This window comes from Streptomyces sp. NPDC058457, from assembly GCF_042720695.1.
Classification (GTDB): domain Bacteria; phylum Actinomycetota; class Actinomycetes; order Streptomycetales; family Streptomycetaceae; genus Streptomyces.
In genome coordinates, this window is record NZ_JBHXLU010000026.1 from 37,273 (window position 1) to 64,187 (window position 26,915).

The 26,915-nt window shown below is 69.8% G+C and carries 28 protein-coding genes; 13 read left to right on the plus strand and 15 right to left on the minus strand.

Annotation, left to right across the window (positions count from 1 at the left end; all coding sequences use genetic code 11):
* The first annotated feature begins 7 nt into the window (after window positions 1-7).
* Window positions 8-364: a co-chaperone GroES gene (locus tag ACFWPS_RS21680; protein ID WP_046730549.1), complete on the plus strand. Its 357-nt coding sequence runs from the start codon at window positions 8-10 to the stop codon at window positions 362-364.
* A 187-nt stretch (window positions 365-551) separates the two neighbouring features.
* Here ACFWPS_RS21680 and ACFWPS_RS21685 read toward each other — a convergent pair whose 3' ends face one another.
* Window positions 552-2,873 (minus strand): transglycosylase domain-containing protein, encoded by a 2,322-nt coding sequence (locus ACFWPS_RS21685; protein WP_383707603.1) that lies wholly within the window; start codon window positions 2,871-2,873, stop codon window positions 552-554.
* A gap of 710 nt (window positions 2,874-3,583) precedes the next feature.
* On the opposite strand from ACFWPS_RS21685, the gene ACFWPS_RS21690 reads away from it, so the two are divergent.
* The 6 genes from ACFWPS_RS21690 (at window position 3,584) to ACFWPS_RS21715 (ending at window position 10,366) form a co-directional block, all read left to right on the plus strand.
* Window positions 3,584-4,384: an ABC transporter permease gene (locus ACFWPS_RS21690; protein ID WP_383707468.1), complete on the plus strand. Its 801-nt coding sequence runs from the start codon at window positions 3,584-3,586 to the stop codon at window positions 4,382-4,384.
* Window positions 4,385-4,427: 43 nt separating this feature from the next.
* Window positions 4,428-5,192, plus strand: a complete 765-nt coding sequence (locus ACFWPS_RS21695) for an ABC transporter permease (protein ID WP_383707605.1) — start codon at window positions 4,428-4,430, stop codon at window positions 5,190-5,192.
* 30 nt (window positions 5,193-5,222) lie between these two features.
* Window positions 5,223-6,263 (plus strand): ATP-binding cassette domain-containing protein, encoded by a 1,041-nt coding sequence (locus ACFWPS_RS21700; RefSeq protein WP_383707470.1) that lies wholly within the window; start codon window positions 5,223-5,225, stop codon window positions 6,261-6,263.
* A gap of 32 nt (window positions 6,264-6,295) precedes the next feature.
* The gene (locus ACFWPS_RS21705; RefSeq protein WP_383707472.1) at window positions 6,296-7,069 is read left to right on the plus strand and encodes a DUF1707 domain-containing protein; all 774 of its coding nucleotides are present in this window, start codon (window positions 6,296-6,298) and stop codon (window positions 7,067-7,069) included.
* A gap of 495 nt (window positions 7,070-7,564) precedes the next feature.
* A complete protein-coding gene (locus ACFWPS_RS21710; protein ID WP_383707607.1) occupies window positions 7,565-8,827 on the plus strand; it encodes a DUF445 domain-containing protein in 1,263 nt (420 codons plus the stop codon).
* Window positions 8,828-8,887: 60 nt separating this feature from the next.
* A complete protein-coding gene (locus tag ACFWPS_RS21715) occupies window positions 8,888-10,366 on the plus strand; it encodes an MFS transporter (protein ID WP_383707474.1) in 1,479 nt (492 codons plus the stop codon).
* Here ACFWPS_RS21715 and ACFWPS_RS21720 read toward each other — a convergent pair.
* From ACFWPS_RS21720 to ACFWPS_RS21730, 3 genes are all read right to left on the minus strand, one after another.
* Window positions 10,363-11,256 (minus strand): MBL fold metallo-hydrolase, encoded by an 894-nt coding sequence (locus tag ACFWPS_RS21720; RefSeq protein WP_383707476.1) that lies wholly within the window; start codon window positions 11,254-11,256, stop codon window positions 10,363-10,365. The two genes, ACFWPS_RS21715 and ACFWPS_RS21720, sit on opposite strands and share 4 nt — an antisense overlap.
* Window positions 11,257-11,372: 116 nt before the next feature.
* Window positions 11,373-12,899 carry an alginate lyase family protein gene (locus ACFWPS_RS21725; protein ID WP_383707478.1) on the minus strand — a complete coding sequence of 509 codons (1,527 nt, stop codon included), beginning with the start codon at window positions 12,897-12,899 and terminating at the stop codon, window positions 11,373-11,375.
* A 58-nt stretch (window positions 12,900-12,957) separates the two neighbouring features.
* Window positions 12,958-13,416, minus strand: coding sequence for a hypothetical protein (locus ACFWPS_RS21730; protein WP_383707480.1), 459 nt, complete (start codon window positions 13,414-13,416; stop codon window positions 12,958-12,960).
* 144 nt (window positions 13,417-13,560) lie between these two features.
* On the opposite strand from ACFWPS_RS21730, the gene ACFWPS_RS21735 reads away from it, so the two are divergent.
* A complete protein-coding gene (locus ACFWPS_RS21735) occupies window positions 13,561-14,517 on the plus strand; it encodes a GlxA family transcriptional regulator (RefSeq protein WP_383707482.1) in 957 nt (318 codons plus the stop codon).
* A 9-nt stretch (window positions 14,518-14,526) separates the two neighbouring features.
* Here ACFWPS_RS21735 and ACFWPS_RS21740 read toward each other — a convergent pair whose 3' ends face one another.
* From ACFWPS_RS21740 to ACFWPS_RS21755, 4 genes are all read right to left on the minus strand, one after another.
* A complete protein-coding gene (locus tag ACFWPS_RS21740) occupies window positions 14,527-14,829 on the minus strand; it encodes a hypothetical protein (RefSeq protein ID WP_365338042.1) in 303 nt (100 codons plus the stop codon).
* A 153-nt stretch (window positions 14,830-14,982) separates the two neighbouring features.
* Window positions 14,983-16,275 (minus strand): hypothetical protein, encoded by a 1,293-nt coding sequence (locus tag ACFWPS_RS21745; protein WP_383707484.1) that lies wholly within the window; start codon window positions 16,273-16,275, stop codon window positions 14,983-14,985.
* A gap of 41 nt (window positions 16,276-16,316) precedes the next feature.
* Window positions 16,317-16,838, minus strand: a complete 522-nt coding sequence (locus ACFWPS_RS21750) for a SigE family RNA polymerase sigma factor (protein ID WP_383707486.1) — start codon at window positions 16,836-16,838, stop codon at window positions 16,317-16,319.
* A 119-nt stretch (window positions 16,839-16,957) separates the two neighbouring features.
* Window positions 16,958-17,530 carry a TetR/AcrR family transcriptional regulator gene (locus ACFWPS_RS21755; RefSeq protein WP_383707609.1) on the minus strand — a complete coding sequence of 191 codons (573 nt, stop codon included), beginning with the start codon at window positions 17,528-17,530 and terminating at the stop codon, window positions 16,958-16,960.
* Window positions 17,531-17,677: 147 nt separating this feature from the next.
* Between ACFWPS_RS21755 and ACFWPS_RS21760 the strand changes: the two genes are divergently transcribed.
* Window positions 17,678-18,532, plus strand: coding sequence for an SDR family oxidoreductase (locus tag ACFWPS_RS21760; protein ID WP_383707488.1), 855 nt, complete (start codon window positions 17,678-17,680; stop codon window positions 18,530-18,532).
* An 84-nt stretch (window positions 18,533-18,616) separates the two neighbouring features.
* Here ACFWPS_RS21760 and ACFWPS_RS21765 read toward each other — a convergent pair whose 3' ends face one another.
* Window positions 18,617-19,786 carry a serine hydrolase domain-containing protein gene (locus tag ACFWPS_RS21765; protein WP_383707490.1) on the minus strand — a complete coding sequence of 390 codons (1,170 nt, stop codon included), beginning with the start codon at window positions 19,784-19,786 and terminating at the stop codon, window positions 18,617-18,619.
* A gap of 149 nt (window positions 19,787-19,935) precedes the next feature.
* Here ACFWPS_RS21765 and ACFWPS_RS21770 point away from each other — a divergent pair, with 149 nt between their 5' ends.
* The gene (locus tag ACFWPS_RS21770; RefSeq protein WP_383707492.1) at window positions 19,936-20,640 is read left to right on the plus strand and encodes a Clp protease N-terminal domain-containing protein; all 705 of its coding nucleotides are present in this window, start codon (window positions 19,936-19,938) and stop codon (window positions 20,638-20,640) included.
* 120 nt (window positions 20,641-20,760) lie between these two features.
* Here the strand turns inward: ACFWPS_RS21770 and tgmC are convergent, their stop codons facing one another.
* The 4 genes from tgmC to ACFWPS_RS21790 all read right to left on the minus strand — a co-directional run bounded on the left by tgmC (window position 20,761) and on the right by ACFWPS_RS21790 (window position 23,542).
* The gene (gene tgmC / locus ACFWPS_RS21775) at window positions 20,761-21,963 is read right to left on the minus strand and encodes an ATP-grasp peptide maturase system methyltransferase (RefSeq protein WP_383707494.1); all 1,203 of its coding nucleotides are present in this window, start codon (window positions 21,961-21,963) and stop codon (window positions 20,761-20,763) included.
* Entirely contained in the window at window positions 21,872-22,942 is a 1,071-nt protein-coding gene (gene tgmB / locus ACFWPS_RS21780; protein WP_383707496.1) for an ATP-grasp ribosomal peptide maturase, read from the minus strand. Before tgmB ends, tgmC begins: the two co-directional genes overlap by 92 nt.
* Window positions 22,943-22,945: 3 nt before the next feature.
* Window positions 22,946-23,212, minus strand: coding sequence for a putative ATP-grasp-modified RiPP (locus ACFWPS_RS21785; protein ID WP_383707498.1), 267 nt, complete (start codon window positions 23,210-23,212; stop codon window positions 22,946-22,948).
* Window positions 23,213-23,296: 84 nt separating this feature from the next.
* Entirely contained in the window at window positions 23,297-23,542 is a 246-nt protein-coding gene (locus ACFWPS_RS21790) for a hypothetical protein (protein WP_383707500.1), read from the minus strand.
* A 486-nt stretch (window positions 23,543-24,028) separates the two neighbouring features.
* Between ACFWPS_RS21790 and ACFWPS_RS21795 the strand changes: the two genes are divergently transcribed.
* From ACFWPS_RS21795 to ACFWPS_RS21805, 3 genes are read left to right on the plus strand one after another with little or no spacing between them, the layout of a single operon-like run.
* Window positions 24,029-24,289, plus strand: a complete 261-nt coding sequence (locus tag ACFWPS_RS21795) for a hypothetical protein (protein WP_383707502.1) — start codon at window positions 24,029-24,031, stop codon at window positions 24,287-24,289.
* The gene (locus ACFWPS_RS21800; protein WP_383707504.1) at window positions 24,261-24,794 is read left to right on the plus strand and encodes a DUF6879 family protein; all 534 of its coding nucleotides are present in this window, start codon (window positions 24,261-24,263) and stop codon (window positions 24,792-24,794) included. The genes ACFWPS_RS21795 and ACFWPS_RS21800 overlap by 29 nt, the downstream gene beginning before the upstream one ends.
* A 23-nt stretch (window positions 24,795-24,817) precedes the next feature.
* On the plus strand, window positions 24,818-25,669 hold the full coding sequence (locus ACFWPS_RS21805; protein WP_383707506.1) for a helix-turn-helix domain-containing protein: 852 nt from the start codon (window positions 24,818-24,820) through the stop codon (window positions 25,667-25,669).
* A gap of 42 nt (window positions 25,670-25,711) precedes the next feature.
* Here the strand turns inward: ACFWPS_RS21805 and ACFWPS_RS21810 are convergent, their stop codons facing one another.
* Entirely contained in the window at window positions 25,712-25,891 is a 180-nt protein-coding gene (locus ACFWPS_RS21810) for a DUF397 domain-containing protein (RefSeq protein WP_383707611.1), read from the minus strand.
* A 32-nt stretch (window positions 25,892-25,923) separates the two neighbouring features.
* Complete coding sequence (locus ACFWPS_RS21815) at window positions 25,924-26,772, minus strand: helix-turn-helix domain-containing protein (protein WP_383707508.1); 849 nt, start codon at window positions 26,770-26,772, stop codon at window positions 25,924-25,926.
* Window positions 26,773-26,915 lie beyond the last annotated feature (143 nt).

Genomic DNA, 26,915 nt, shown 5'->3' on the forward strand with positions numbered 1-26,915 from the left:
CAAAGGCGTGAGCGCCAAGAGAGACGAGCAGAGCAGCCAGCACGACAAGCTGCCGATCCGGATGCTGCACGACCGGGTCCTGGTCAAGCAGGACACCGGGGAGGGCGAGCGACGGTCGGGCGGGGGCATCCTGATCCCCGCCACGGCGGCGGTCGGGCGCCGGCTGGCCTGGGCCGAGGTGGTCGCGGTCGGGCAGAACGTGCGGACGGTGGAGCCCGGCGACCGGGTGCTGTACGACCCGGAGGACCGTGCCGAGGTCGAGGTGCGGGGGGTGGCGTACGTGCTGATGCGCGAGCGTGATCTGCACGCGGTGGCCGCCGACCGCTTCGAGGGCTCGGAGGACTCGACCGGCCTGTATCTCTGATTCAGAGGCTTGAAGGGGCCTGGTGACCGTGGTCACCAGGCCCCTTTGCCGTTTCTTTGCTGGGGTTCGGGGCGGCCGGGGCGGCGGTGTTCGGGATGGTGGTGCTCGGGGAGCCGGCCACCGCCGCCCGGATCTTCTTCGGGTGCCTGCTGCTGGTCGCCGTGGTGGGGCTCAAGGCGACCGGCGGTCACTGAACGAACCCGAACCCGCCTTCGTCGCCCGCCGTGGTGCCGGTAGTGGTGCCGGTATCGGTGCCCGAGGTCGTCGTACCGGTACTGGTGCCGTCGGTGGTGGTTCCGGTCGAGGTGCCGGAGTCCGTGCCCGAGGTGGTCGTTCCCGAATCGGTGCCCGAGGTCGTCGTACCGGACGTGGCCGAGCCGTCGGTGGTGGAGCCGTCCGTCGTGGAGCCGTCGGTGCTCCCGGCGGTGGTGGTGCCGTTCGTGCCGCCGTTGTCGGCGCCGCCGTTCGTGCCGCCGTTGTCCTGGCCCTGGTCGGTGGTGCCGCCGTTGTCCTGGCCGCCGGTGCCCGGGGTGGCCGGGGCCTGGGTGCCCGGGGCCACGGTCTCGGCGCCGGCCTGGAGGTCCAGGTCGAAGTCGGAGGCCGTGGTGCCCTTCAGGGCGGCCTTGGTGTACTGCGCCCAGATCTCGGTCGGGGCCCCGCCGCCGTTGATACGGGCGAGACCGAGCGCGCCGTACAGCGACTTGTGCGCGGCCGTCACGGGGTCCTGGCCCATCACGGAGACGACGGTGGCGAGGTCCGGGGTGTAGCCCGCGAACCAGGCCGCGGTGTCCTCCTCCGCGGTACCGGTCTTGCCGGCCGCCGGACGGCCCGCGGCCTGGGCGGCGGTGGCGGTGCCGTTGTCGACCACGCTCTGCAGGACGGAGGTGGTGGTGTCGGCGGCCTGCCGGCTGACGGCCTGCTTGGTCGTCGACTTCGGCAGCCTGATCTCCTGCGTGCCGTCCCGGGTGATCTTGTCGACCATCGTGTACGTGCCGTGCTTGCCGTGGTTGGCCAGCGTGGCGTACGCCTCCGCCATGTCCAGGACGCTGGCGGTCGCGGTGCCCAGCGCGATGGACGGGTAGGGCTGGAGGTCCTTGGTGTCGGCGGGGATGCCCAGGTCGACGGCGGTCTGCTTGACCTTGGACGGGCCGACGTCGACGGCCATCTGCGCGTACACCGAGTTCACGGAGAGGTCGGTGGCCTTGCGGACGGTGATCTGGCCGTACGACTTCTCGTCCTCGTTCTCCGGCGCGTAGGCACCGCCGGACCAGCCCTGGACGGTGCGCTTGTTGGTGCCGTCGTAGTAGGTGTTCGGGGTGATGGTCTGGCCGGACTGGGTGGTGGAGCCGTTGTCGACGGCGGAGGCGAAGACGAAGGGCTTGAAGGTGGAGCCCACCTGGAAGTCGCCGCGGGTCGCGCCGTTCGTGTACTGCTTCACGTAGTCGATGCCGCCGTACATGGCGACGACCTTGCCGGTCTTCGGGTCGACGGAGGCGCCGCCGGCCCGTACGTAGTTGTCGACCTTGTTGTTCTTCTTGTCCAGCTGGGAGATCAGCTTGTCGTCGACCGCCTTCACGAACGCGTTCTGCCTGGACTTCTGCAGGGTGGTCGTGATGCGGTAGCCGCCGGCCTCCAGGGCGTCCGAGTCGACGATCTTGTTCTTGATCAGATAGTCGTTGACCGCGTTGACGATGTAGCCGCGCTGTCCGGACATGCCGGTGGAGACCGTCTGCTCCTTGGGCATCGGGAACTTCATGCCGGCCCGCTTGGACTCGGTGAGCCAGCCCTTCTTGACCATGCCGTCCAGGACGTAGTTCCAGCGGGCGACGGCCGCGGCCTTGTTCTCGGGGTGGGCGACGACGTCGTACTCGCTCGGCGCGTTGACGAGCGCGGCGAGGTAGGCGGCGCGGGCCGGGTCGAGGTTGGTGGCGTCCACGCCGTAGTAGGCCTGGGCGGCGGCCTGGATGCCGTAGGCGTTGCGGCCGAAGTAGCTGGTGTTGAGGTAGCCCTCGAGGATCTTGTCCTTGGACTCGCTGCGGTCCAGCTTGACCGAGATGAAGAACTCCTTCACCTTGCGGGTGACGGTCTGCTCCTGCGCCAGGTAGTAGTTCTTCACGTACTGCTGGGTGATCGTCGAACCGGACTGGGTGCCCTTGCCGGTCGCGGTGTTCCAGGCGGCGCGCAGCATCGCCTTGGGGTCGACGGCGGACTCGGTGTAGAAGTCCCGGTCCTCGGCGGCGAGCACGGCGTGCTGGGCGTCCGCGGAGACCTGGGAGAGATCCACGTTCTCCCGGTTGACCTCGCCGTCCCGGGCCAGCTGGGAGCCGTCGGCGTACAGGTAGACGTTGCTCTGCTTGGTGGCGAACGCGTTGGCCGCCGGGATCTTCACCATCGAGTAGCCGAGGAAGAACAGGCCGATCAGCAGCAGTACCCCGAGCACGAAGGTGCCCAGCACCATCCGCCAGGTCGGGATGATCCGCCGCCATCCGGTCCGCTTGGGCCGCTTCATCTTCTTCCCGCCCCCGTTCGTCGGCACGTCGGCCGCGGGCGGTTCGGCCCCGGGCACCGGGACCGCGGTCACCGCGGTGACCGCGGTGGGTGCCGGGGGCGCTGCCGCCTTCGGCACCCTGACCGCCGCGAGCTGCCGTGTCTGCGTGTCCTGCCTGTCCTGTCCGTCCTGCCTGTCTTGCCTGTCCCGGGCGGCCGCCGGCGGCCGCGCCTTCGGCGCCGTGACCGCGGTGAGCTGCCGCGTCTGGGTGTCCTCGGCCGCCGCCCGCGGCGGTGCGATCGTCTTCTCGCCCGTTCTTCCGCCCGCCGGTGGCTGCTCCGTCCTCGCCTGCTCGGCCGCCGCGGGCGGCTCCGTCCTCGTCTCCCCGGCCGTCGCGGGCGGCTCCGGCTGCTTCGCCTCGGCCACCGGCTGCGGTGGGGTCTTCTTCTCCTCGGCCGCAGCCGGCGGCTCCGTCGGGCCTCCGCCGCCCTGGTTCGGCTGTTGCGGCTGCGGCTCGTCGCTCATGTCGTGCACGGACTCCTGTTTCGCGTCGTACATTCGTTCCCGTACGACCTCGTACGCTTCTGCGCCCCCTGTTGAAGACTCTCGCACCGTGCGTTCCGTTCCCGGATTCCGGCACGCTTCGGTCACGGAAATTGCGTGGCCTGCGATGTCGTCCGCGCAGTAGGCTCCTGCGCTTCGGTGTCGGGCGGTCCGGGAGGTCGGTTGGCGTGGGTGCGGGACGGTTGTACAGGGCCGTCGCGGCGGGGGGTTTCCGACGGTACGCGACGTATCGGGCGGCCACCGCCGCCGGAGTGTTCACCAACACGGCCTTCGGGATCATCCTCGTCTACACGTACTTGGCGCTGTGGGACGAGAAACCGCACCTCGGAGGCTATGACCAGGCGCAGGCGGTGACCTATGTGTGGCTCGGACAGTGCCTTTACGCGACCCTCGCGATCCAGGGCGGGGGCGTGGAAAAAGACCTGATGGAGCGTATCCGCACGGGCGCGATCGCGATCGACCTGTACCGTCCGGCCGATCTTCAACTGTGGTGGCTGGCGACCGATTTGGGTCGCTCGCTGTTCCAGATGCTGGGGCGGGGCGTGATCCCCTTCCTCGTCGGCGCGGTGTTCTTCCCGATGGCGCTGCCCGCGGACGCCGGCACCTGGGCCGCCTTCCTGGTCGCGCTGTTCCTCGCGATGCTCGTCAGCTTCGGCATCCGCTACCTGGTCGCGCTGAGCGCGTTCTGGCTGATGGACGGCATGGGCGTCAACCAGGTGCTGATGATCACCGGGATCTTCTTCTCGGGCATGACCCTGCCGCTGAACGTCTTCCCGGGCGCCTTCGGCGAGGTCGTCCGCGTCCTGCCGTGGGCGGCGCAGATCCAGACGCCGGCGGACGTGCTGCTAGGGGAGACCGGTGTGGCGGGGGCGTTCGCCTTCCAGGCCGCGTGGGCGGTGGCGCTGCTGGGGGCGGGGCGGCTGCTCCAGTCGGCGGCGACGCGACGGGTGGTGGTGCAGGGTGGGTGAGCGTGTCCGGGAGGGCCTTCGGGCCTACCTGCTGATCGCCGGGATGTGGATCCGTTCCACGATGACCTACCGGACGTCCTTCGCCATCACGATGGCCGGGAACCTGCTGGTGACCGGGCTGGACTTCGCCACGATCCTGCTGATGTTCTCGCAGGTCGACTCGCTCGGCGGCTGGTCGCTGCCCGAGGTCGCCTTCCTGTACGGCCTGTCGGCGACCGCGTTCGGCGTCGCCGACCTGGTGCTGGGCTCGATGGACGTGCTGGGCACCCGGATCCGCGACGGCTCCTTCGACACGCTGCTGGTCCGGCCGGCCCCGGTGCTCGCCCAGATAGGCGCTGACCACTTCGCGCTGCGCCGCCTCGGCCGGATCACCCAGGGCGCGGTGGTGCTGGGCTGGGCGCTGGTCTCCGTCGACGTCGACTGGACGCCGGCGAAGATGCTGCTGATCCCGCTGATGCTGGGCGCCGGCGCGGCGATCTTCTGCGCGCTGTTCGTGGCGGGCGCGGCCTTCCAGTTCCTGGCGCAGGACGCGGCCGAGGTGCAGAACGCGTTCACGTACGGCGGTACGACGCTGCTCCAGTACCCGCCGACGGTGTTCGGGAAGGACTTCGTGCGCGGGGTCACGTTCATGCTGCCGCTGGCCTTCGTCAACTGGGTGCCGGCCGCGTATGTGCTGGGGCGGCCGTATCCGCTGCGGCTGCCGGTGTGGACGGTGTGGACGTCGCCGCTGGTGGCGGTGGTGTGCTGCGCGCTGGCGGGGCTGGCATGGCGGGCGGGTCTCAGGGCGTATCGAAGTACGGGCAGTTGATCCGATGACCGGAGTGAGGGAGCTGATCTGATGTCGGGCATGTCCGGCGGGGGTGGCGGGGTGTCTCATGCGCCCGGCGAGGTGTTCATCGAGGTCGACGCAGTGGAGAAGGTCTTCGAAGTCCGGAAGAAGGCCGGGTTCCTGAAACGGGAACGACGGCAGGTACGGGCGGTCGACTCGCTCTCCTTCACGGTGGCGCGCGGCGAGATGGTCGGCTACATCGGCCCGAACGGGGCCGGGAAGTCGACCACGATCAAGATGCTGACGGGCATCCTGACCCCGAGCGGCGGCCGGCTCCGGGTGGCCGGCATCGACCCGTCCCGCGAGCGCACCCGCCTGGCCCATCGCATCGGGGTGGTCTTCGGCCAGCGCACGACACTGTGGTGGGACCTCCCCCTCATCGACTCCTACCGCCTGATGCACCGCATGTACCGCATCCCCGACGCCCGTTACCGCGAGAACCTCGACCGCCTGGTCGAACTCCTCTCCCTGGACAGCCTCCTGGACGTCCCGGTACGACAGCTCTCCCTCGGCCAGCGGATGCGCGGCGACATCGTGGCGGCGCTCCTGCACGACCCGGACGTGTTGTACCTGGACGAGCCGACGATCGGCCTGGACGTGATCTCGAAGGCCAAGGTCCGCGACTTCCTCCGCGAACTGAACACCGAACGCGGCACCACGGTCCTGCTCACCACCCACGACCTCCAGGACATCGAGCAGTTGTGCTCGCGGGTGATGGTCATCGACCACGGGCGGCTGATGTACGACGGTCCGCTCGCCGGCCTGCACGAGGCGGGCGAGAGCGAGCGCACCCTCGTGGTCGACCTGGAGCGGGAGCTCCCGCCGATCGACGCGGGCCCGGCGGCGCGGGTGGTGAAGGTGGAGGGGCCGAGGCAGTGGCTGGCGTTCCCGGCGTCGGAGTCGGCGGCGCCGCTGGTGGCGCGGATCGCGGCGGAGTACCCGTTGGCGGACCTGTCGGTCCGTGAGCCGGACATCGAGGCGGTGATCGCCAAGATGCTGCTTTCCATGGGGGACACCCCCAAACCTCCGCCCGACAAGGCCATGGCATAGTCCCCGGCGCCGCAAACTCGTAGTCTGCCTCTATGACCGACGATGCCCCGGAGCTGCGCGCCTCCGACGCCGATCGTGAACGAGTCACCGAGATCCTCAGGGACGCCCTCGCGGAGGGGCGGCTCGACATGGAGGAGTTCGAGGAACGGCTGGAGGCGACGTACAAGGCCCGTACGTACGGTGAGTTGACGCCGATCACGAGAGACCTGCCCGCGGCGGGCGCGTCGCCGGCGGTGTCGCTCAGCAAGCCGCCTGTGGCCGACGGGACTTGGGGCAGCCGGATCGTCGGCGGCGAGGGCACGTCCTCCTGGGCCGTTGCGATCATGTCCGGATTCCAGCGCAAGGGCCGCTGGACGGTGCCCAGGCGCTTCGACTCCCTCGCGTTCTGGGGCGGCGGCGAGATCGACCTGCGCGAGGCGGACTTCGCGGGCGGCGAGGTCGTGATCAACTGCATCGCGATCATGGGCGGGATCAGCGTGATCGTGCCGCCGGGCGTCGAGGTGGTGATGCGCGGCATCGGCATCATGGGCGGCTTCGACGAACGCGAGCACGACATGTCGCCGGACCCGGGTGCGCCGAGGGTGGTCGTGACCGGGTTCGCGTTCTGGGGCGGGGTCGAGGTGGCCCACAAGGTGACGAAGGCGGAACGCCAGCGGCTCAAGGAGGAACGCCGCCAGCAGAGCCTGGACCGCAGGTCAGCCCGCCACGAACTCCACGAGGCCCGCCACGAGTGGCACCAGCAGCGCCGCGAACACCGCGAGGAACGCCGCGAGGAACGGGGACACCGGAGGCACGGGGACCACTGAGGGGACGGCGGGGCACCCAACCCAGGGGTGCGGGGCTGTATCGATGTGCGGCTCCGCCGCGTGGGCGCGACCAGCCCCCACCGGCCCGCAGGCGCCCACCGGCCGTTCGGCACCGCCGAAATCCGCCGTCGTGGCTGATCACCGTTGCGGCGGGGTGTGGGGAGCGGCGGGGTGGGGGGGCGGTGAGGCGGGCCAGCGGTGAAGCGGGGAGAGCGGCCGGGTGGGGGAGCGGTGAGGCGGGCCAGCGGTGGGGCGGGGCAGCAATGAGGCGGGGCAGCAGTGAGGCGGGGCGGCGGTGGGGTGGGGAAGTGGAGGGGTGGGCAGGTGGTGGGAACTCCTGGGTCGTTTTGGGAGTAGGTGAGGTAGGGACAATGGGTGCGGGGTCACCGTGAGGGTGGTGCCGGCTGCGAACGGGTGGAGCCGATGGAGGAACGTACGGAAGCGGTGGACTGGGAGGGAGACCAGGTGGCCGCGGCCACCCCTTCCTACAAGTCCATGAACGCCTTCACACCCGCCGACGAGGAGCGCCAGCGCGGCGTCCGGCGCATGAAGCGCACGGCGACCGGCCTGCTGCTCCTCGTCGCCCTGGTGTACGTACTCGCCAAGTGGGCGTCCGGCGCCGGCGCCGGGATATGGGCGGACTACGTGGCCGCGGCCGCCGAGGCGGGCATGGTCGGCGCCCTCGCCGACTGGTTCGCGGTGACCGCCCTGTTCCGCCACCCCCTCGGCCTCCCCATCCCGCACACCGCGATCATCCCGACGAAGAAGGACCAGCTGGGCGTCTCCCTCGGCGAGTTCGTCGGCGAGAACTTCCTCTCCCAGGACGTCGTACGCCAGCGGCTGCGCGCCGTCGGCATCGGCAGCCGCCTCGGCGCCTGGCTCGCGGAGCCGAAGAACGCCGACCGGGTCACGGCCGAGCTCGCGACAGCGCTCCGCGGCGCGCTCACCGTGCTGCGGGACTCCGACGTCCAGGCGGTCGTCGGCGAAGCCATCACACGGCGGGCCGACGCCCAGGAGATCGCCCCCGGCATAGGCAAGATGCTGGAGCGGATCGTCGCCGACGGCGGCCACAAGCGGGTCGTCGACCTGGTCGTGACCCGCGCGCACGACTGGCTGGTGCTGCACGCCGACTCCGTGATGGACGCGGTGCAGGGCGGGGCGCCGGGCTGGACCCCCCGGTTCGTGGACCGCAAGGTCGGCGAGCGCGTCTACAAGGAGCTGCTCCGCTTCTGTGCCGAGATGCGGGACATGCCCTCCCACCCGGCCCGCGGCGCCCTCGACCGCTTCCTCTCGGACTTCGCGAACGACCTCCAGTCCGACACCGACACCCGGGCCCGCATCGAGCGGCTCAAGGGCGAGGTGCTGGGCCGCGGCGAGGTGCAGGACCTGATCGCGTCCGCCTGGACGGCCGTACGGTCCATGATCGTCTCGGCGGCCGAGGACGAACGCAGCGAGCTGCGCCTGCGCGTCCGCGCCTCGCTGATGTCCCTGGGCGCCCGGATGGCCACCGAACCCAAGGTCCAGGACAAGGTCGACAGCTGGGTCGAGGGCGCGGCCGTGCACGTCGTGACGACGTACCGCAAGGAGATCACGTCCCTGATCACCGACACGGTGGCCGGCTGGGACGCGGAGCACACCACCCGGAAGATCGAGGCGCACATCGGCCGCGACCTGCAGTTCATCCGGATCAATGGCACGGTGGTGGGGTCGCTGGCCGGAGTGCTGATCTTCACGGTGTCCCGGGCACTGGGGGCCTAGCGCGCCCGGAGCGGGGCACCCGGCCGGGGTTTCGGTTCCTTTCCCGGCCGAGGAGGCGCGATGGGTGCAGGTACGGGCGCGGACACGACAGCGGACGGCCGGACGATCACCACCCGCATCCCGGCCCGCCTGGACCGGCTCCCCTGGTCCCACTGGCACTGGACGATCGTCATCGGCCTCGGCACGGTCTGGATCCTGGACGGCCTGGAGGTCACGGTCGTCGGCAGCATCTCCAGCCGCCTCTCCGAACCGGGCAGCGGCCTGGCGATCTCCTCCTCCCAGGTCACCGGCACGGCCGCGGCGCTCTACGTGGCCGGCGCCTGCGTCGGCGCCCTCTTCTGGGGCCGCCTGACCGACCGCCACGGCCGCAAGAAACTCTTCATGATCACCCTGGCGGTCTACCTGGCCGCCACCGCCCTGACCTCGATCTCCTTCGCCCCCTGGTGGTTCTTCACCTTCCGCTTCCTGACCGGCTTCGGCATCGGCGGCGAGTACGCGGCGATCAACTCGGCGATCGACGAGCTGATCCCGGCGCACTACCGGGGCCGAGTCGACCTGATCATCAACGGCAGTTTCTGGGTGGGCGCGGTGGGCGGCTCGCTGCTGTCGATCGTCGCGCTGGACACGGACTTCCTGGCGAAGGACGTGGGCTGGCGCCTGACCTTCGCACTGGGCGTCGTCCTCGGCCTGGTCATCCTGCTGGTACGGCGCAACGTCCCGGAGAGCCCCCGCTGGCTGCTGATCCACGGCAGGGAGCGGGAGGCCGAGGAGATCGTCACGTCGATCGAGCGGCAGGTGGCGGCCGAGAAGGGCACCCTGCTGCCGGAACCGGCCGGCGAGCTGGTGATCCACCAGCGCGAGAGCGTCACGTTCGCCGAGATCGCCCGCACGGTCTTCCACGACTACCGGCGCCGCGCCGTCCTCGGCTTCTCCCTCTTCGTCGGCCAGGCGTTCCTCTACAACGCGATCACCTTCGGCTTCGGCGCGATCCTCACCAAGTTCTTCGACGTGCCGACCGGGGACACGGGCTACTACTTCGTGGTCATCGCGGTCGGCAACTTCCTCGGCCCCCTGCTGCTGGGCAAGCTCTTCGACACGGTGGGGAGAAGGGTGATGATCTCGTCGACGTACATCGTGTCCGGGCTGCTCCTCTTCCTGACCGCCTGGCTGTTCGGCCGGGGTGTGCTGACCGCGGGAACCCTGACGGCGTGCTGGTGCGCGGTCCTGTTCTTCGCCTCGGCGGGAGCGTCCAGCGCCTATCTGACCGTCTCCGAGATCTTCCCGATGGAGACGCGGGCGATGTCCATCGCCTTCTTCTACGCCCTGGGCACGGCGGCCGGCGGCATCAGCGGGCCGCTCCTCTTCGCCGACCTGACGGGGACGGGCAAGGTGCCCGACACAGTGCTGGCCTTCCAGATCGGCGCCGGCCTGATGTGCGCGGCGGGCCTGGTGGCGGCGGCGCTCGCGGTGAACGCGGAGCGCCGCCCCCTGGAGGACATCGCCCGCCCGCTGACGGCCGCCGCCCCTGACGCCCCCTAGAGCCAGCCCCCGGCGATGAACTGGACGGGGTCCTCGCCGGGGTGCTCGCGGATGCCGAACACGGCCTGGGACATCGACCACAGGACGGTTCGCCCGATCCGGTCCGGGTAGCGCGCGACCATCGCCTTGAAGAAGTCGACGGCGCCTTTCTCGGTGCCCATCAGCTCCTCGGCGACGTCGAGGTACTCCCGGGTCTCGGTGATCGTCCGTGCCGCGTCGTCGTCGAGCCCGGATTTCTTGTGGCCGGCGACGACGAAGCGCGGGCTCAGCGACTCGACCTGGTCGATCGCCCGGCGCCAGGAGCCGAGGCCCGCGAGTACGGCCTCGCCGACGTACTGGTGGGCGCCGTTGTAGATGACGTCACCGGCCACGACGAGGGCGAGTTCGGGAACGTGCAGGACGCTGGTCGCCTCGGTGTCGGTGTGCCCGACCTCGACGATGACGAGTTCCCTGCCTTCGAGGGCGAAGCGGTTGTCGGGCACGGTCACCGCGGTCACCGGGGAGGGCGGGATGTCCGAGTAGACCTTGTCCCAGACGTACGGGCGACCGGCGTTGTTGGCGTGCATCTGGGCGATCGTTCCCTCGGTCGCCACGACGCGCGCGCCGAACCGCTCCGCCAGCAGGCCGGCGGCGAACCAGTGGTCGCCGTGGCCGTGGGTGATGAAGATGTCCGTCACGTTCCGGTTCTTGGCGGCGACCCAGTCGCCCAGCGCGTGCGCCTGCTCGGCCGTGAACCCCGGGTCGGTGAGCACGGCGTCCTCGGCGCCGGAGATCAGGGTGCTGGTGACGGGGGAGAAGAGCTTCGGTTCCCCGTTCGGAAGCAGGCCGTTGTCCTGTGGGGGAGGGTTGTTGACGAACAGGTCGTAGGTGAGTGCGTCGGTCGGGCTCATGGATGTCGTCCCCTCGCGTTTCCCGCTGCTGTTGCAGGCGGCATCATGCGCAGGGCGAGCCGTGCGGGTGCATCACCTGAATGCGTGAGGCCCGGGTCTCTGAGGGGAACGCGCCGTCATTGACCGCCGCGCGCCCGCCTGCGCAGCAACAGCAACCCACCGGCCAGCGCGGTGATCCCCGCCCCCGCGCTCCACGCGACGATGTCACCGGTCCCGGTGGTGGCGAGATCGCCGCCCTTGCCCATGGCCGACGGCGCGGAGGAAGCAGAGGCCGAGGCAGAGGCAGGTGAGGACGCGGATGACGTCGCCGGCGCCGTTGCCGGGGCGGACGCCGACGCGGACCTACCCGGACTCGGTGAGGACGACGTCGTACCCCCCGCCGCCTTCCCCTCACTCACCCGGTCCCGCGTGAACGTCAAGGTCCCGAAGCCCAGTTGGTCGTACCCTCCGCTGTTCGGCCCGTAGTCCCCGCCGCCGCCCTCCGGCGCCGCCTTCGCCGCGATCCGGGTGACGTACGTCGCCGACATGCCCCGCCGCTTGGTGTAGTGGTTGGCGATCATCGCCCAGATGGGACGGGTCGTCGACGGATCGACGCCGGCCGCGGCCGTCACCGTCTCGCTCCCCGACCACCCGCCGACCGCCCCCTTCCGCCGCGTGCTCGCGGTGAACGGCACCTGCCCGCCCAGGCTCCACTTGGCGACGTACTGCGCTCCCTTGAGGAACCGGCTGTCGTCGTACCCGTACAGGTCGATCCCCTGGTTCCAGGCCATCTCGCAGAACGTGCCCATCAGCCCGACCCCGAGCAGCGCGTGCCCCTGGTCGCGCCCGGCCTCCAGCCACTCGCCCAGCCCGCCGTCCTCCTCGTCGTACACGACGGGAATCGCGTTCCCGATCGCCCCGAGCCCGGCGCCGTGCTTGAAGTAGTCGACGGCGCGGGCGACTTGGGCGCGGTCGTCGCAGAAGATGCCGGTGGCGAGGACGCAGGCCATGTTGGCCAGGTCCCAGTTGGTCCAGTAGTTGGAGACGACGGCGTTGTTGTGCCGGACGAGGAAGTCGTCGCTCATCGTGCCGAAGTTCTTGCTGAGCATCTCCTGGAAGCGGGACAGCTGGAAGTCCCCGTGCCCCCGGACGAGTTCCGCTGCGTTGGCGAACTGGTAGCCGTACAGCCCGGCGGCCAGGAACCGGTCGGCGGAACCGTTGACCGCGGTGAGGGTGGCGGACCAGGCGTTGAGGACGGCGACCGCGGTGTCGGCGTACGCGCTCTCGCCGGTCACGTGGTAGCGCAGGGCGTTCTGGTAGGCGGCGTGGATGTCGTTGTAGAGGAGCGAGTAGTTCTCCGGGGTGCCCGAGCCCCGGTACACCACGGCCTGCGGCCGCGCCTGCCAGCCGCTCTGCGCGTGCCGGTTGGCGGTGAGCCTGGCGAACCCGGCCGTGTAGGGAGCGGCTCCCGCCTTCACCTTGGCGGCCATGCGGTCGAGGTCGGTACGGGTGTGCAGCAGGCCGGGATGGGCGAAGGCGGCCCCGGTCCCGGCGGCCCGGGCCCCGGCGGCCGCGGGACCGCCCGCCGCGCCGAGCCCCGCGGCGGCCCCCACCGCCACTCCCGAGGCCTTCAACATGCTCCGGCGGCTGATCTGTCGAGTCATGTGCATGCCCTGGGAGACGGGCCGGCACGGCCCCGATAACAGAAACCGGGGGAGTCGGTCAGGCGCCCGTCGTCGACCCCGGCCGCACGATCATCAGAACCGTCACGGCGGCCCAGAGGAGATTGAACACCCCGGTGAACATGGCCAGTCGGACGGTGGCCTGCCGGGTACGGGCGTCCGTGCCGCCCTCCACCAGCGCACTCTGCCGGGGCAGTACCAGCGCGGCGAGTACGACCGCCGCGAGCGCGGTGAGCGCGATCGACGTGATCAGCCAGGCGCTGCCCAGCACATGCATGTTGCTCGCCGTGGCGAACCCGAACACGGGGACGACGACGCCGACGGCGGCGTACACCTGGCAGATCCGGTGCAGCAGCCGAAGGGTCTCGGCGGCCCGGACGTCGTCCGGCGCTTCCAGGACGCGCCGGGCGGCCGGCGGGAACATGCTGGCGGCGACGGTGACGGGACCGATCGCGACGATCGCCGCGAGGACATGGACGGCGAGGAGGAACTTGGTCACGGCGTCGACCGTAGGCGGGCGGCGGATCTTGCAGAAGCGGCGATACTGCCACCCCTCGACGGATTCTAGCCACCGGCACCCGACATCCACCCGGGACAGGACCCTCTCCTTGGCGACAATCCGTCGAGCGGCTACGTTCCTGCCATGCACACCGTCGCCGTACTCGTCCTGGACCAGGTCATCCCGTCCGACTTCACCGTGCCGATCGACACCTTCGGCTGGGCCCGGCTGCCCGACGGCCGGGACGCCTACCGGGTGCGGGTGTGCGGGCCGGCGGACGAGGTGACCGCGGCGGGCGGCGCGTTCACGATCAGGGCGCCGTACGGGCTGGACGCCCTCGCCGAGGCGGACACGATCATCGTGCCGGGCGTCGCGGACCCCGCCTGCGTCCTGCCGCCCGAGGTCACCGGGGCCCTGCACGCGGCGGCGGCGAACGGCACGCGGATCGCGTCGGTCTGCGTCGGGGCGTTCGTCCTCGCGGCCACCGGCCTCCTCGACGGCCTGCGCGCCACCACGCACTGGGCCGCTGCCGACACCCTGGCCGCGCTGCACCCGGACATCGAGGTGGACCCCAACGTCCTGTACGTCGACAACGGCCAGTTCCTGACCTCGGCGGGCGCGGCCGCGGCCATGGACATGTGCCTGCACATGGTCCGCAAGGACTACGGCTCGGCGGTCGCCGCGCACACCGCCCGGATGTCGGTGATGCCGCTGGAACGGGAGGGCGGCCAGGCCCAGTTCATCGTCCACGACCAGCCACCGGCCCCGGCGGGCGCCACCCTGGAGCCGCTCCTGGCCTGGCTGGAGGACAACTGCGACCGGGACCTGACCCTGGACGAGGTCGCGGCGCGGGCCGGCATGAGCACCCGTACCCTCAACCGACGCTTCCGCGACCAGACCGGCACGACCCCGCTGCAGTGGCTGCACCGGGCGCGGGTACGCAGGGCCCAGCACCTGCTGGAGACCACCGCCCACCCCGTCGAACGCATCGCGACCCAGTCGGGCTTCGGCTCCCCGACGGCCTTCCGGGAACGCTTCCGCAGGGTGGTCGGCACGAGCCCGCAGGCCTACCGGCGGGCCTTTCGCACCTCGGAGGGGTGAGCCTGGTGATCAGGCCCGGCGGTCCGCGACGGCCCAGGACGCCAGGGCCACCGCACCCGCCACCCCGAGGACGGACGGCCAGGCGCCGACCTTCTTGGCCAGCGGATGCGACCCGGCGAACGCGGCGACATAGGCGGCGGACAGCGCCCCGGCGGCCTTCCCGCCGGCCTGCTGCCGCCACTGCTGCGCGGCGGCGGCCCCGGCGACGGCCAGCACGGCTCCGCCCAGCGGCCGCTTCTTCGTCCACCGGGCCACGCCGTACCCTCCGACGAGCCCGCTCGCGGCGATCACCGAACTGGGAACCCTGGCCATACCTGTCTCCTTCTGCCTCTGCCGCCCTCTGGCTGGATTTCCCGAGGGTAACCGGCGGCCCGCGGCTGCAGCGCCTCTTCAGGGGCGCGGGGCCGTGCCGACATGCGGCTCCGCCGCGTGGGCGCGACCAGCCCCCACTCACCCGCACCCGAACTACGGCCGCCACTTCGCGCTGAGCGCGATCGCGCGGAGCTGCTTCATGGTCAGGGCCGGGGCGGTGCGGGTCGCGGCGGTCTGCTGGGAGCCGGAGTTGAAGGCGCTGATCACCACACGGAAGCCGTCGGTGCGCATCGTGTCGACGGTCCACATGACGACCCCGGCGCCGCCCTTCTCCCCGGGCTGCTTCCGCTCGGCGACCCTGGTTCCGTCGGCGAGGGTCTCCGACCCGGCCCCGAACAACTGCCCCGCGACATCGGACATGTCCGGCTGCACATTGATCTGGACGAGACTCCGGCCCTTTCCGTCGTCGACGACGACGTACGTGAACTGGCTGTCGTCGTCGCTCCCGTGCGCCACCACCTTCAGCCCCTTCGGAACGAGCGAGGCGAGGGTCTGCCGGATCGCCTTGCCGTCCTCCTCCTGCGCCATGGGCGGTTCCTGGGTCTGCCGCGGATCCTCCGGAATGGCGTCGACGACCCCGCGCCAGTCCGCCGCGGCCGCCAGCTTCTTCAACTGAGCTGCGGACAAAGGCGGTTCGTCCCGGCTGATCGGCGCGTCCTTCTCGGCGGCCGCGTTCCACTCGCTTACGGAGACGTGATGACCGTCCGGGGTGACGAGGTTCGCGGTCCATAGCCTGGTGTCCACCCGCCGGTCGGGATACTCGTAGCCCTTCACCACGGTGACCACGGACGCGTCGGGCAGATGGCTGGTGGTGCAACTGTCGTACGGCGTATAGACCTTGTCCGGGCACCGGACGGCCTGCCGGGCGTCGTACCCGCCCGGCAGCACCCGGTTCACGGAGACACTGATGGCGGACGCGCCGCGCCCGTCGTCGTACACGACCTGCGCATACGGCGCCACGAGCGGGTCGCTCGCGTCGACGCCCCGCCCCTGCGCCTTGCCGAACGTCCCCTTGGGCAGCAGCTTCTCCAGCGTGCGGATCATCTCGTCCGAGGTGACGGCGCGGGCGGCGGGCGAGGACGTGGGGTGCGGGGTGGTGCTCACGGAGGAGGGGGGCCGGGACTGTCCGGACGGCGACCCGCTCCAGGGCACCAGCAGCGCCCCGCCCACACCGGCGAGCGCGACCCCGGCGGCGCCGCCCAGCACGGCCGTCCGCCGCCGCAGCCGTAGCCGCCGCCCCCGCACCGTACCGGCGGCGACGAGCGCGCCCCGGTCGGTGTCGAAGGTGTCGCCGGCGTCGTGCAGGGCGGCGGAGAGCCGCACCTCGAAGGCCTGGCCGTCGTCGCTGTCACTGTTGCTGTCGATGTGCCGCTGCTCCACGGGCATGACGAACCACCGTTTCCACAAGGTTGATGTCAGGAGCGATGTCAGGAGCGGGCGTACTCGGCGAGGTCCTCGCCCAGCAGCTCGCGCAACCGCGCGAGGGCGCGCACGCACCGCGTACGGACGGCGGCCGAGCTCATGTGGAGCGCGTCCGCGGTCTCGTGCACCGACCGGTCCTCCCAGTACCGCAGGACGACCACGGCCCGGTCCTTGGCGGGCAGCCGCGCCAGCGCGTCGAGGAGGGTCAGCCGCAGTGAGGGATCGGTACCGGTGTGGTCGGCGCCGGTGTCGGCCAGTTCGGGGAACGAGTCCCTGGCTCTCTCCCTGCTGCTGAACCGCCGCCGGTGGGCGAGGAAGGTCCGGGTGAGGACGGTCTGCGCGTACCCGGCGGGGTTCCCGACGCGGGAGACCCGGCCCCAGCGGACGTAGATCCGCCCGAGGGCCTCCTGCACCAGGTCCTCCGCGAGGTGGGTGTCCCCGGCGGTGAGCAGACAGGCGGACCGGTACAGATGCCCGGCGCGCGCCGCGGCGAACTCGGTGTAGTCCTCCCCAGCCCTCTGGCTCATCCGCAAGCTCCCCCGTCCCCGTCCCCGCCACCGGCGCTCTGCCGCTCACCTCATTGATGCGGTGGGCCGGGAAAATGTTTCAAAGGATTTTCAGGGGAGGCTCATTGCTCCCGCCGCTGTCACCGGAGTGAGTCGAGCCAGCCGAGGAGACGGGCGCCTTCGCGGGTCATGACGTCCGGGTCGCGCAGGGCGTTGGCCAGGAGTGACATGCCCTGGTAGCCGGCGACGAGGGTGAGGGCCAGGTCGTCCGGGTCTGCCGCGTCGGCAGTGCCGCCGTTCTTGCCGTCGTTCGCGCCGGACAGCTCCAGCTCACGGAACTGGTGGGCGGCCCAGTCGAGCAGCCGTCGGATCACCGCGCCGGCCTCGGTGTCGAGGGTCCCGTCGGTGCGCTTGCCGAGCTCGGCGGCCAGGGTGCCGGTGGGACAGCCGTACCGGGCGGCGGTGTCACGCTGCTCGACCCACGCCCGGACCAGCGCCTTGAGCCGGTCGCGCGGATCGGGCAGCCGGTCCAACCGGCCGGTGAGTTCGTCGAGATGCGCGGTGTGCTCGGACAGGGCGGCCTGGACCAGCTCGTCCTTGGTCTTGAAGTAGTAGTAGACGTTCCCGACGGGGACGTCGGCCTCGCGTGCGATGTCCGCGAGGGTGGTGCGCTCGACGCCCTGCTCGTGCAGGACCCGGGCGGCCGCCGCCATCAGCCGCTGCCGCTTCTGCGACGCCCGTGCCCGCCTGTCCACTGAGTTGGTCACCCAACTAACTATAGACAACCCGGGGTTCGACCGTGCTAGCGTCTGAGTCAGCCAAGTAAGTCAGTCGGCTAACTAACTAGTAGGGGGAAACGGATGATCACAGTGACGGGCGCGACCGGCAACATCGGCCGGACGCTGGTGGACCTGCTGACCGAGGCGGGGGCGGAGGGGGAGGAAGTGGTGGCGGTGTCCCGGCGCCCCCGGCAGACGTCGGCCGGCTCCGGTGTCCGATGGGTCGAGGGCCATGTCGGTGACGCGGCGAGCATGCGGGCACCCCTGGCCGGCGCCCGGGCCCTGTTCATCGTCCTGGGCGGCGAACTCAACGCCTGGGGCGAGGACCCGAAGCTCCTGCTCCGGGCGGCCGCGGACGCCGGTGTCGAACGGGTGGTCCTGGTCTCCTCCCAGGTCAGCGCGACCCGCCCGGAGGCGGCCTCACACGCCCGCCTGCGCGAGTTCGAGGCGGCGGTACGCGCGTCGGGCCTCGGCTTCACGATCCTGCGCCCCGGCGGCTTCGCCTCCAACGCCTTCGCGTGGGCCGACATGATCCGCGCCAAGCGCACGGTCTTCGCCCCGTTCGCCGACGTGGCCCTCCCGGTCGTGGACCCGGCGGACATCGCGGCGGTGGCGGCGACGGCGCTCCGCGAGGACGGTCACGGGGGCCGCGTCTACGAGCTGACCGGCCCGGAGCTCATCAGCCCGCGTCAGCAGACGGCGGTCATCTCCGCGGCGCTGGGCGAGGAGGTGACGCTGGTGGAACTCCCCCGCGAGGAGGCCCACGCGGCCATGGCCCGCTTCATGCCGGAGGAGGCGGTCGCGGGCACGCTGGACGTCCTGGGGGCGCCGCTTCCGGCGGAGCTGCGGATCAGCACGGACGTGGAGACCGTGCTGGGCCGCCCGGCGGGCGGGTTCGGGGGATGGGTGGGGCGCAACGTGCCGGCGTTCCGGTGACGGGTGTCTCTGAAGGTGTCCTGGGCGCACGTACGCTCGTGCGCCCAGGACGGTCGGAACGGTCCCCCCGGCGGACTCACCCGGTCACAACGCGGCCCGTACCGCCTCCACGAGCGCCGACGCACGCGTGTCCTCGCCGCCCTCGACGATGCTGTTCATGACGTACCCGAAGGCGATCCCGTGCTCGGGGTCGGCGAAGGCCAGCGATCCGCCGCGCCCGGGGTGGCCGAAGGCGCGGGGCCCGGTCAGGGGGTTCGTCTCGACCGGCAGCATGTACCCGGAGGCGTACCGGATCGGGGACATGATGACCTTGTCCACCCCGGCGGCCTGCTCAGAGGTCGCCGAAGCAAGCGTCTCCGGGCTGAACAGCCGTACCCCGTCCACGTCCCCGATCAACGCGGCGTACATCCGGGCGAGGCTGCGCGCGGTGCCGATCCCGTTGGAGGAGGGCAGCTCCGCGGCCTGCACCTCGGCCGAGTTGAAGTCGATCTCGGCGGGGTCGGTGACGGTGAACGCCCTGTTGCTCAACGACTCCGGATCCTGCGGCGCGGCGGCGAACTCCCCTGCCTCCGGCGGCACGTGGTCCAGCGGTACGGCGCTCAGGCCGGCCTCCGGCGTCGGATACACCATCCGGCTGACCCGCCCGCGCTCGGCCGCCGGCAGCCCGATGAAGAAGTCGAGGCCCAGCGGCCCGGCGACCTCCTCGGCGAAGAACCGCCCGGGCGTACGCCCCGAAACCCGCCGCACGACTTCCCCGACCAGCCATCCGAAGGTCCGCCCGTGATACCCGTGCGCGGTCCCCGGCTCCCACTCCGGCCGCTGCACGGCGAGCGCGTCGACCATCGGCTGCCAGCGCAACGCGTCCCCCAAGGGCACCGGCGGCTCGACCGTCACCACCCCGGCCCGATGCGACAACAACCACCGCACCGGGATCCCGGCCTTCCCTGCCACCCCGAACTCGGGCCAGTAGCCGGCCACCGGCGCATCGAGATCCAGCTCCCCGCGCTGGGCGAGCAGATGCGCCACGGTGGCGGTGGCGCCCTTGGTAGCGGAGTACACGAGCTGCAAGGTGTCCCGCGCCCACTCCCGCCCGGTGTCCGGATCGGCCACCCCACCCCACAGATCCACCACGGGCCGCCCGTCCCGGTACACGCACACAGCGGCCCCGACATCCCCCCGCTCCGCAAAGTTGGCGCGGAACGCCTCCCGCACACCTTCGAACCCGTCGGCCACTTCCCCGTGGATGGTCGTCATGCCCTCATCCTGGCACCGGGGTCGATCTCAAGCGGTCGATGACGCAGGCGAGTTGGAGCAGCAGTCACCGACCTGTTCCGTGTACGCACACCCGAAAGAATCGTCAATTACAAGTTGACGCCCGGCGATCGTCAACTTAAGATTGACGCATGAGCCCACTCGACATCAGCCTGGCCGACTTGATCGCCCGTCTCGACGAGGAACTCCCCGAAGCCAGCGAACTGGCCCGCATCAGCGAGGCCCGACTGCGCGCCCAGACCCTGTCCGACCTCGGTGACCAGCTCATCGACCACTACGTCAGCAAGGCCAAGCAGGTCGGCGCGTCATGGACCCAGATCGGCGACGCCATCGGCGTGTCCAAGCAGGCCGCCCAGCAGCGCCACGCGCCCGCCCCGTTCGAACGGTTCACCAACCTGAACCGGCACAGCATCGTGCTGGCCCAGGAGGCCGCCCGAACGCACAAGCACGACTCCATCGGCACCGAACACCTCCTCCTCGGCCTGCTCGGCGAACCGCAGGGCCTGGCGTACGAGGTGCTGGTCGCCAAGACCGAGTCGGAACAACGCATCCGCGACGCGATCGAGGAAGCGCTGCCGCCGGCCGGGAGGAAGGCACCGCGGGGTCACATTCCGTTCCGGCCGGAAAGCAAGGAGGCCATCGAGCAGACCCGCCGCGCGTCGGCCGACCTCGGCAACGACTGGGTCGGCACGGAACACACACTCCTGGGCCTCATCCGCGTCCAGAAGAGCCCGGCCGCACAGATCCTCCGCGGCCTCGGGTTCACGTCGGAGGAACTCCACGAGACGGTCAAGACCGAGATCACCAGGCGCCTGGCCACGCGCGACGGGCGCTGACGAACAATCAGTCCCCTCGCCGAACCAGGCGAGATCCTCCAACGCCGCTGCTTCTGGTCGAGGGTGTCGACGCCCACGTTTCACTGCCGGTCCTTTTGACGTGTGCCGACACCCATCGGCTCACGACGGTGGCAACCCAAGGTCGGGCATCTCCGGCTGTACGAGCCGTTGCTCACCACCACCCACCCTCAGCCGGAACCGATCAACCCCCGGCCGACCGGCGTCGTCGAAGGCGTCCACGACGTCCTCGACGCGTTCCCACAACCTCACCGGCCCGGCCTCCCGCACCTCCCACCCACCGTCGCACGGCGTGAGCGAAGCGGCGGAGCCATGGACGACGTCGACCAGGTGCACGACCTCTCCTACGGTCGTCATCTGAGCGTCGGGAACCGCGCACTGGGCAAGAAAACGCAGATGAAACGCCTTCGGACTCGAGGCCGTGATCCGCTCGGGACCGTACCGCGCCGCTCTGGCCTTCTCCGGCAACCCCGCTGCCCAATGGGCGGGGTTCCCGAAGGCCGGAGCGGCGTGCGCCCTGACCGACATGAAGGAGACGGTCCCCGGCAGCAGCGGCCCCTCCGCCGTACCGTCCCCGGCGACCGTGAGGAGGACGCGCGCACAGCCGTACAACCACCCCGACAGCGTGAGCAGTATCTTCCCGCCGGGTCGCGTCTGCGCGACGAGCGCGCCCGGCACGGAACGGAAGGAGCAGGCGGCCACGATCCGGTCGAAGCGTGCCTCCGGCCAGTAGCCGTACCGCCCGTCAGCCACGGCCAGGGTGGGCGTGTAGCCACATCCGTACAGCGCGTCCGCCGCCACCGCCAGCCGATCCGGGTCGACGTCGATGCTCGTGACGTCGGCGGACCCGAGACGCTCGCAGGCCAGCGCGGTGGAGTAGCCGCTGCCGGTGCCGATCTCCAGCACCGTGTGCCCCTCGTCCAGGTCCGCATCGGCCCACATCCGCAGCACGAGCGACGGCAGGGTGGAGGAGGAGGTCGGCGCCCCACCGTGCCGCGTCCGGGGCGCACTCCAATCCGGTTCCCTGTCGTCGAACTGGGTGATCAGCGTGGCGTCGGAGTACGCGGCGGCCAGCCACTTGCCGTAGTCCAGCTGGGCGGTGACCGGCTCCCACACCGTCAGCCCGTGCGCGTCGGTCTCGCCGCCGGGCAGGTAGAAGCCCGGCACGAACCGATGCCGAGGCACCTCTTCCACCGCGGCCAACCAGCGCGGATCACTCACCGACCCGTCCCGTGTGAGTTCCTTCGCCAGCCTCCGCCGAAGCAGAACGGCATTGCTGCTTCCAAGGTCGTTCGGCGTCGTCATGGCTCTCGACTTCCTCTCTGCTCAGGATCTCGGCGAACGCGTCGGCGATGGCCGGGGCGTCCGGAAGCCAGCCCCACTGCCCGTTCGGATTGCACTCGATCGCCCACCAGTCCTCCGGAGCCGACCCGTCGCCGGTGAGCGCGAAGTCGAAGCAGCCGAAGACCAGCCCGAACGAGGCCAAGTAGCTGTGCAGAGCAGTCCGGACGGACTCGGGCACGGCGACAGGGGTGTGGACGAGACGGTCCCAGTCGCCCCCGCGCCAGTCCAACGCACCGTCCGACGTGCTGATCCGCTGCGCGAAGACACGACGACCGACCACGGTGACCCGTACATCCCCGCTCTTGGGAATCTCGGCCTGAAAGAGATGCGCGGTCACCACGACCGAGTCGTCCAGTGCACCGGGTTCGATGCGCTGGGCCCAGATCGCCCCGGCGCACCCGTCCTCGCCCTCCGGCAGCCCACGGAACGACTTGTAGATGACGCGCCCGTGCTCGGCCGCGAACTTCCGAGCCTCCTCCACGTCATTGGTGACCAGGGTCGCCGGAACACGCAGACCGAGAGCGGCGAACCTCTGGAGCTGGGCGGGCTTGAAGTCGGCGCGGGCCACGGCGGACGGGTGGTTGACGTACGACGCACCCCGCAGACTGTGAAGCACACCCCCGAGCCCATGACGTGCCTCGGCGACGGCGAACTCCCGCGACTGGCGCGGCAGCTGCTGGAAGCGAGCGGCGTACGGGGTCGGCCGGCGACAGTAGACGGCCGTCACGGCCTCCACATCCACCCCCCGGCCGGCAGTACGCAACCGCCCACCCCACGTCGAGCCACCGCTCTGCCCGAGCCGAAACCCGAAGACAAGGCCCGGCCCGACATCCCCCGGATCAACGCGTACGACGGCTGTACCGCGCTCGTTCAGGGCCTCGATGACCCGGTCCGCGGTGACGTCCTCCAACGCGGTGAGCACCAGAACGACGGACTCCACCGTTCAGTCCGACTCGTAGTCGGTCGTGTTGTCGTCCTGCGTCTGTGGTTGCGGCTGCTGCCCGTCCCCACCACCGGACACCGACGAGGTACCCGCCGTCTTCGACGTCCCGTGCTTCCCCATCTCGACCACCTGACCGGCGGCGTCCGTGTACACGGCGGTCTGCGAGACGGAATCCAGCGCCACGGAGACGTACGGGGGCCGACCGACCGGCAGCCGGTCGGTCACCAACCGCATGGCCCAGGGTGCTTGAACGGTCGTAGTCGTCATACGTTTGCTCACCATTACTTTCGATCCTGGTTGTGGAGGAGTCAGACTGCGGCGTGGGCCAGGCGAGCTGTGGGAAAACCCCTCTCACCCCGAGTGGGCACCCTGGGCGAGCGTCTGACGGCCCGAGGCGACGAGAAATCGCACGGCAGCCGGACGACATAGATCACCGTCGTGGCGTGGTGGCACCACCCAGTGGGGGCCGGGCGGTTCACGACGGTCGATCCGAGGGACTCCGAGGTAGCTGCCGACTCCGAGACAGGGCACGTCCTTGTCCTGATCGACCTGCTCGACCACACCGGCTCCCCAGTTGATCAGGACGTAGTACGTCACACCTGTGGTCCTGTGGTCGCGGATGACGGGTCCCCGAAGCCGCATCTGCAGAGCCCTGGCAACTTGATGGGGTTCTGCAGATGAGACTGCCGCGTGTACAAGGTCACCGGGAATTCGAACCGAGGAGAACAAGTTCCCGAGCGGGAGCAGCGTCACCCCGTAGATCGACCACTCCTCATGGGCTTTCTCCGGGAGGGGATGGGCCCTCGCCAACCACTCGGCGATCAACCTGTTGACTGTGTGCGTCTCCATCTCCCCAGGCCTCCAAGAAAATTGACCACTGGCTCGCGGATTGCGCGGCAATGGCGGTGCCAGCCGCCGCGGGTCAAGACGCTATGGGCATGGCATGCGGCAGGGCGAGCGATGTGCACAGATGTGCATGCAGCCACGCCAAGGGCTGACTGGCCACTTCTTGGGCTTGACGATGGATGAGCCACACGGGAACTTGATGCACATCAGTGCACGACCTCGACATGAAAGGCAGACATGCGCTTACAGTTCATCGGGATTGATCCGGATACGGGTAAGAACGGGTCGCCAACAGCATGGGTGGACTTGGACAGCACGGACATCGTGATCCAGGGCTACACGGTCGACGAGACAACACGAGACCAGTGCGTGGAGAACACAGCTCCCGGGCACGCGAAGGGCATCCCTGATCACGAGACAGTGATCCGTATCCCCGCTCGGCTGGTGCCGGTTCTGAGGGAGGCCTGCGATGTCGCAGAGCGCACCCAGCTTCGATGAGCTGATGGAAGCTGCCCGGCACTCGGCCGTTCACCTGGAAATGCGCGACCAGTACGCGGTCGGCGATGAGGCGGACGACTTCGCCGCGTGGCTCAGCACTGGCAATCGGGACTCCGACCCCACCTCGGGGTACTGGGCGCCGTGGGTAGACATGGTCTCCCGCGCAACCGCCCGCGGAGTTGCCGTACGGCGTGCGCGCATAGTGTCAGAACCGGTGACCGACTACATCCGGTACGAGCACGCCGGAACCGACGTCAACATGCGCGCCGGCGAGCAGGTGCGCTGGCTTCCCCGCAGCAGGGCAGCAGACCTGATGGTCCCCGGCGCTGACCTGTGGATCTTCGACGGCGCTCAAGTCCTCTTCAACCATTTCACCGGAAACGGCGATTGGGGCGATCCGCCCATGGAGATGAGCGCCGACCCGGCCGTCGTCAAGCAGTGCTCTGACGCCTTCGAAGCAGTCTGGGAGCGTGCGATCCCGCACGACCAGTACGAGATCCGCTGACAGAAAGCGCAACTGGCCAGCTCATGCCCATATCTCCGTCCTCCTCGGCTCAGACCGCGCGGGAAAACCTGGCGCGGCAACTCCGCGATCTAAGGAAGAACGCCGGACTGACGGTCACCGAGCTGGCCTCCCAATGCGGTTGGCACCACGCCAAGACGTCCCGAATCGAGAACGCCCGAACGCCTCCGTCCCCCACGGACATCCGCCTCTGGTGCCGGGTCACCGATGCCGCCGACCAGATCCCCGATCTGATCGCGGCCTCCCAACACGCGGAGTCGCTCTACCGCGAATGGCGGCAGCGTGTCCGCTCCGGCCTGCGGAAGCTCCAGGACAGTTATGTGGAGCTGTACAGGTCGACGCGCCTGCTCCGCGTGTACTCCCCGGTCCTGGTCCCCGGGCTCCTCCAGACCGAGGGATACGCGCAGGCGCTGCTCAGCAGCAACGCCCGTCTCCTAGACGTCCCGGACGACGCGGCCGAGGCAGCCACCGCGCGCCTCCAACGCTCACAGGTCATCCATGAACCCGGGCACCGCTTCGTCTTCGTCATCGAGGAGGCGGTGCTCTACTACCAACTCGGCGACCCGGACGCGATGGCCGCGCAGCTCGGCTACCTGCTGACGGCCGGCGCCCTGCCCCAGGTCTCGTTCGGCATCATCCCGATGTCGACCCGCGAGCGAGTGCTCTGGCCGCAGGAGACCTTCGACGTCCACGATGACACGCTCGTGTCGGTCGAGCTGATCTCGGCGGAGGTAAACGTCACGCAGCCATCCGAGATCGCCTTGTACATCAAGGCCTTTGAGCAGCTCCGCAGCATGGCGGTGTATGGCGCTGCGGCTCGTGCCTTGGTGGTGATGGCCGTTGAGGCCCTGCAGTGATGCTGGAGCAGCGGGACTCCGTCCTCGCTGGTGGTGTGTGGGTCAGTGTGGAGATTGCGTATGTGCCAAGGAATGTATGAAGTAGTCCCAAGCTGCGCTACTGATAGCGATGATTGGGCCTACGTCTCTTTTGGAATCGCCGATGAGGACGTTCTCCCCGTCTGAGGCACACTCGACGCACTCCCCACCGGCACCGTTGCTGTACGACGACCTGGACCACATCAGACTTCCTGCGTCGCCTGACTCTCTAGTGCTCACCGTGAGTATTCCTTCAACACCGAATTGATCAACTGGGCTGAGCGTTGAGGACTCAAGGCTGCGGCTCGCAGACCGTCGAATGCCCTCGTGTACTCACGCACATGATGCTCGCCCTCCAGGTACACGGCGTCGGTGATGCCGTCCCGATATACGAGGTCGGGGTCTTCCTGGGCGGGGAAGCTCAGCATGGTGAAGGAGCCCGTGGCTGGATATGTCCCTGAGTCGAACGCAAGGACTTGCAGGGTTACAGCGGGCAGGTCGGCGGCCTCCAGAACGCGTTCGAGTTGTTCGCGCATCACCGTTCGATCCCCGATGACGTTGCGTAGGGCGCCCTCGCTTACCACGAACCAGGCATCGGGCCCGCTAGGTTCCTTCAGCATGGTTTGGCGTTCCAGGCGTACGCGCACGGCTCTTTCGATGTCCTCAACGGACATGTGCGCCCCGGTCATGTGGAGCTCACCGGCGTAGGCTTCGGTCTGCATGAGTCCCGGTACGAGTTCGCATTGGTACTGGCGGATCTCCGACGCGTCCTGCTCCAGGCCGATGTAGATGTTGAACCACTCGGGAATGGCCGTGCCGTGTACCTGCCACCAGCCGCGTGTTCTGGCTTGTCGAGCCAACGACTTGAGGAACTCACGAAGTTCGTTGCTGGTGCCGTAGAACCGGCATAGGGCGTCGAGGTCGGACGGCTGGACCCGGCCGCTTCCTGTCTCCATTCGGTTGACCTTGGAACCGCTCCAGTCCAAGGCCTCGCCGACCTGTGCACAGCTCAGTGCGCTCTTCTCGCGAAGCTTCTTCAGCTCGATCGAGAGGCGGCGACGGCGAGCGGTCGGTGAGCCGGCCATCTCAACACCCTTTCCGTAAGGGACGTTCAGTCTCGCGCCAAGGGGTGGGCTTGCCAATCACTCAGACGTGGGAATCCCGCTCTGCACATTGCAGAACGGGATGTGCGCGCAGCACTCTGGTCGACAGCGAAACACAAAGTGAC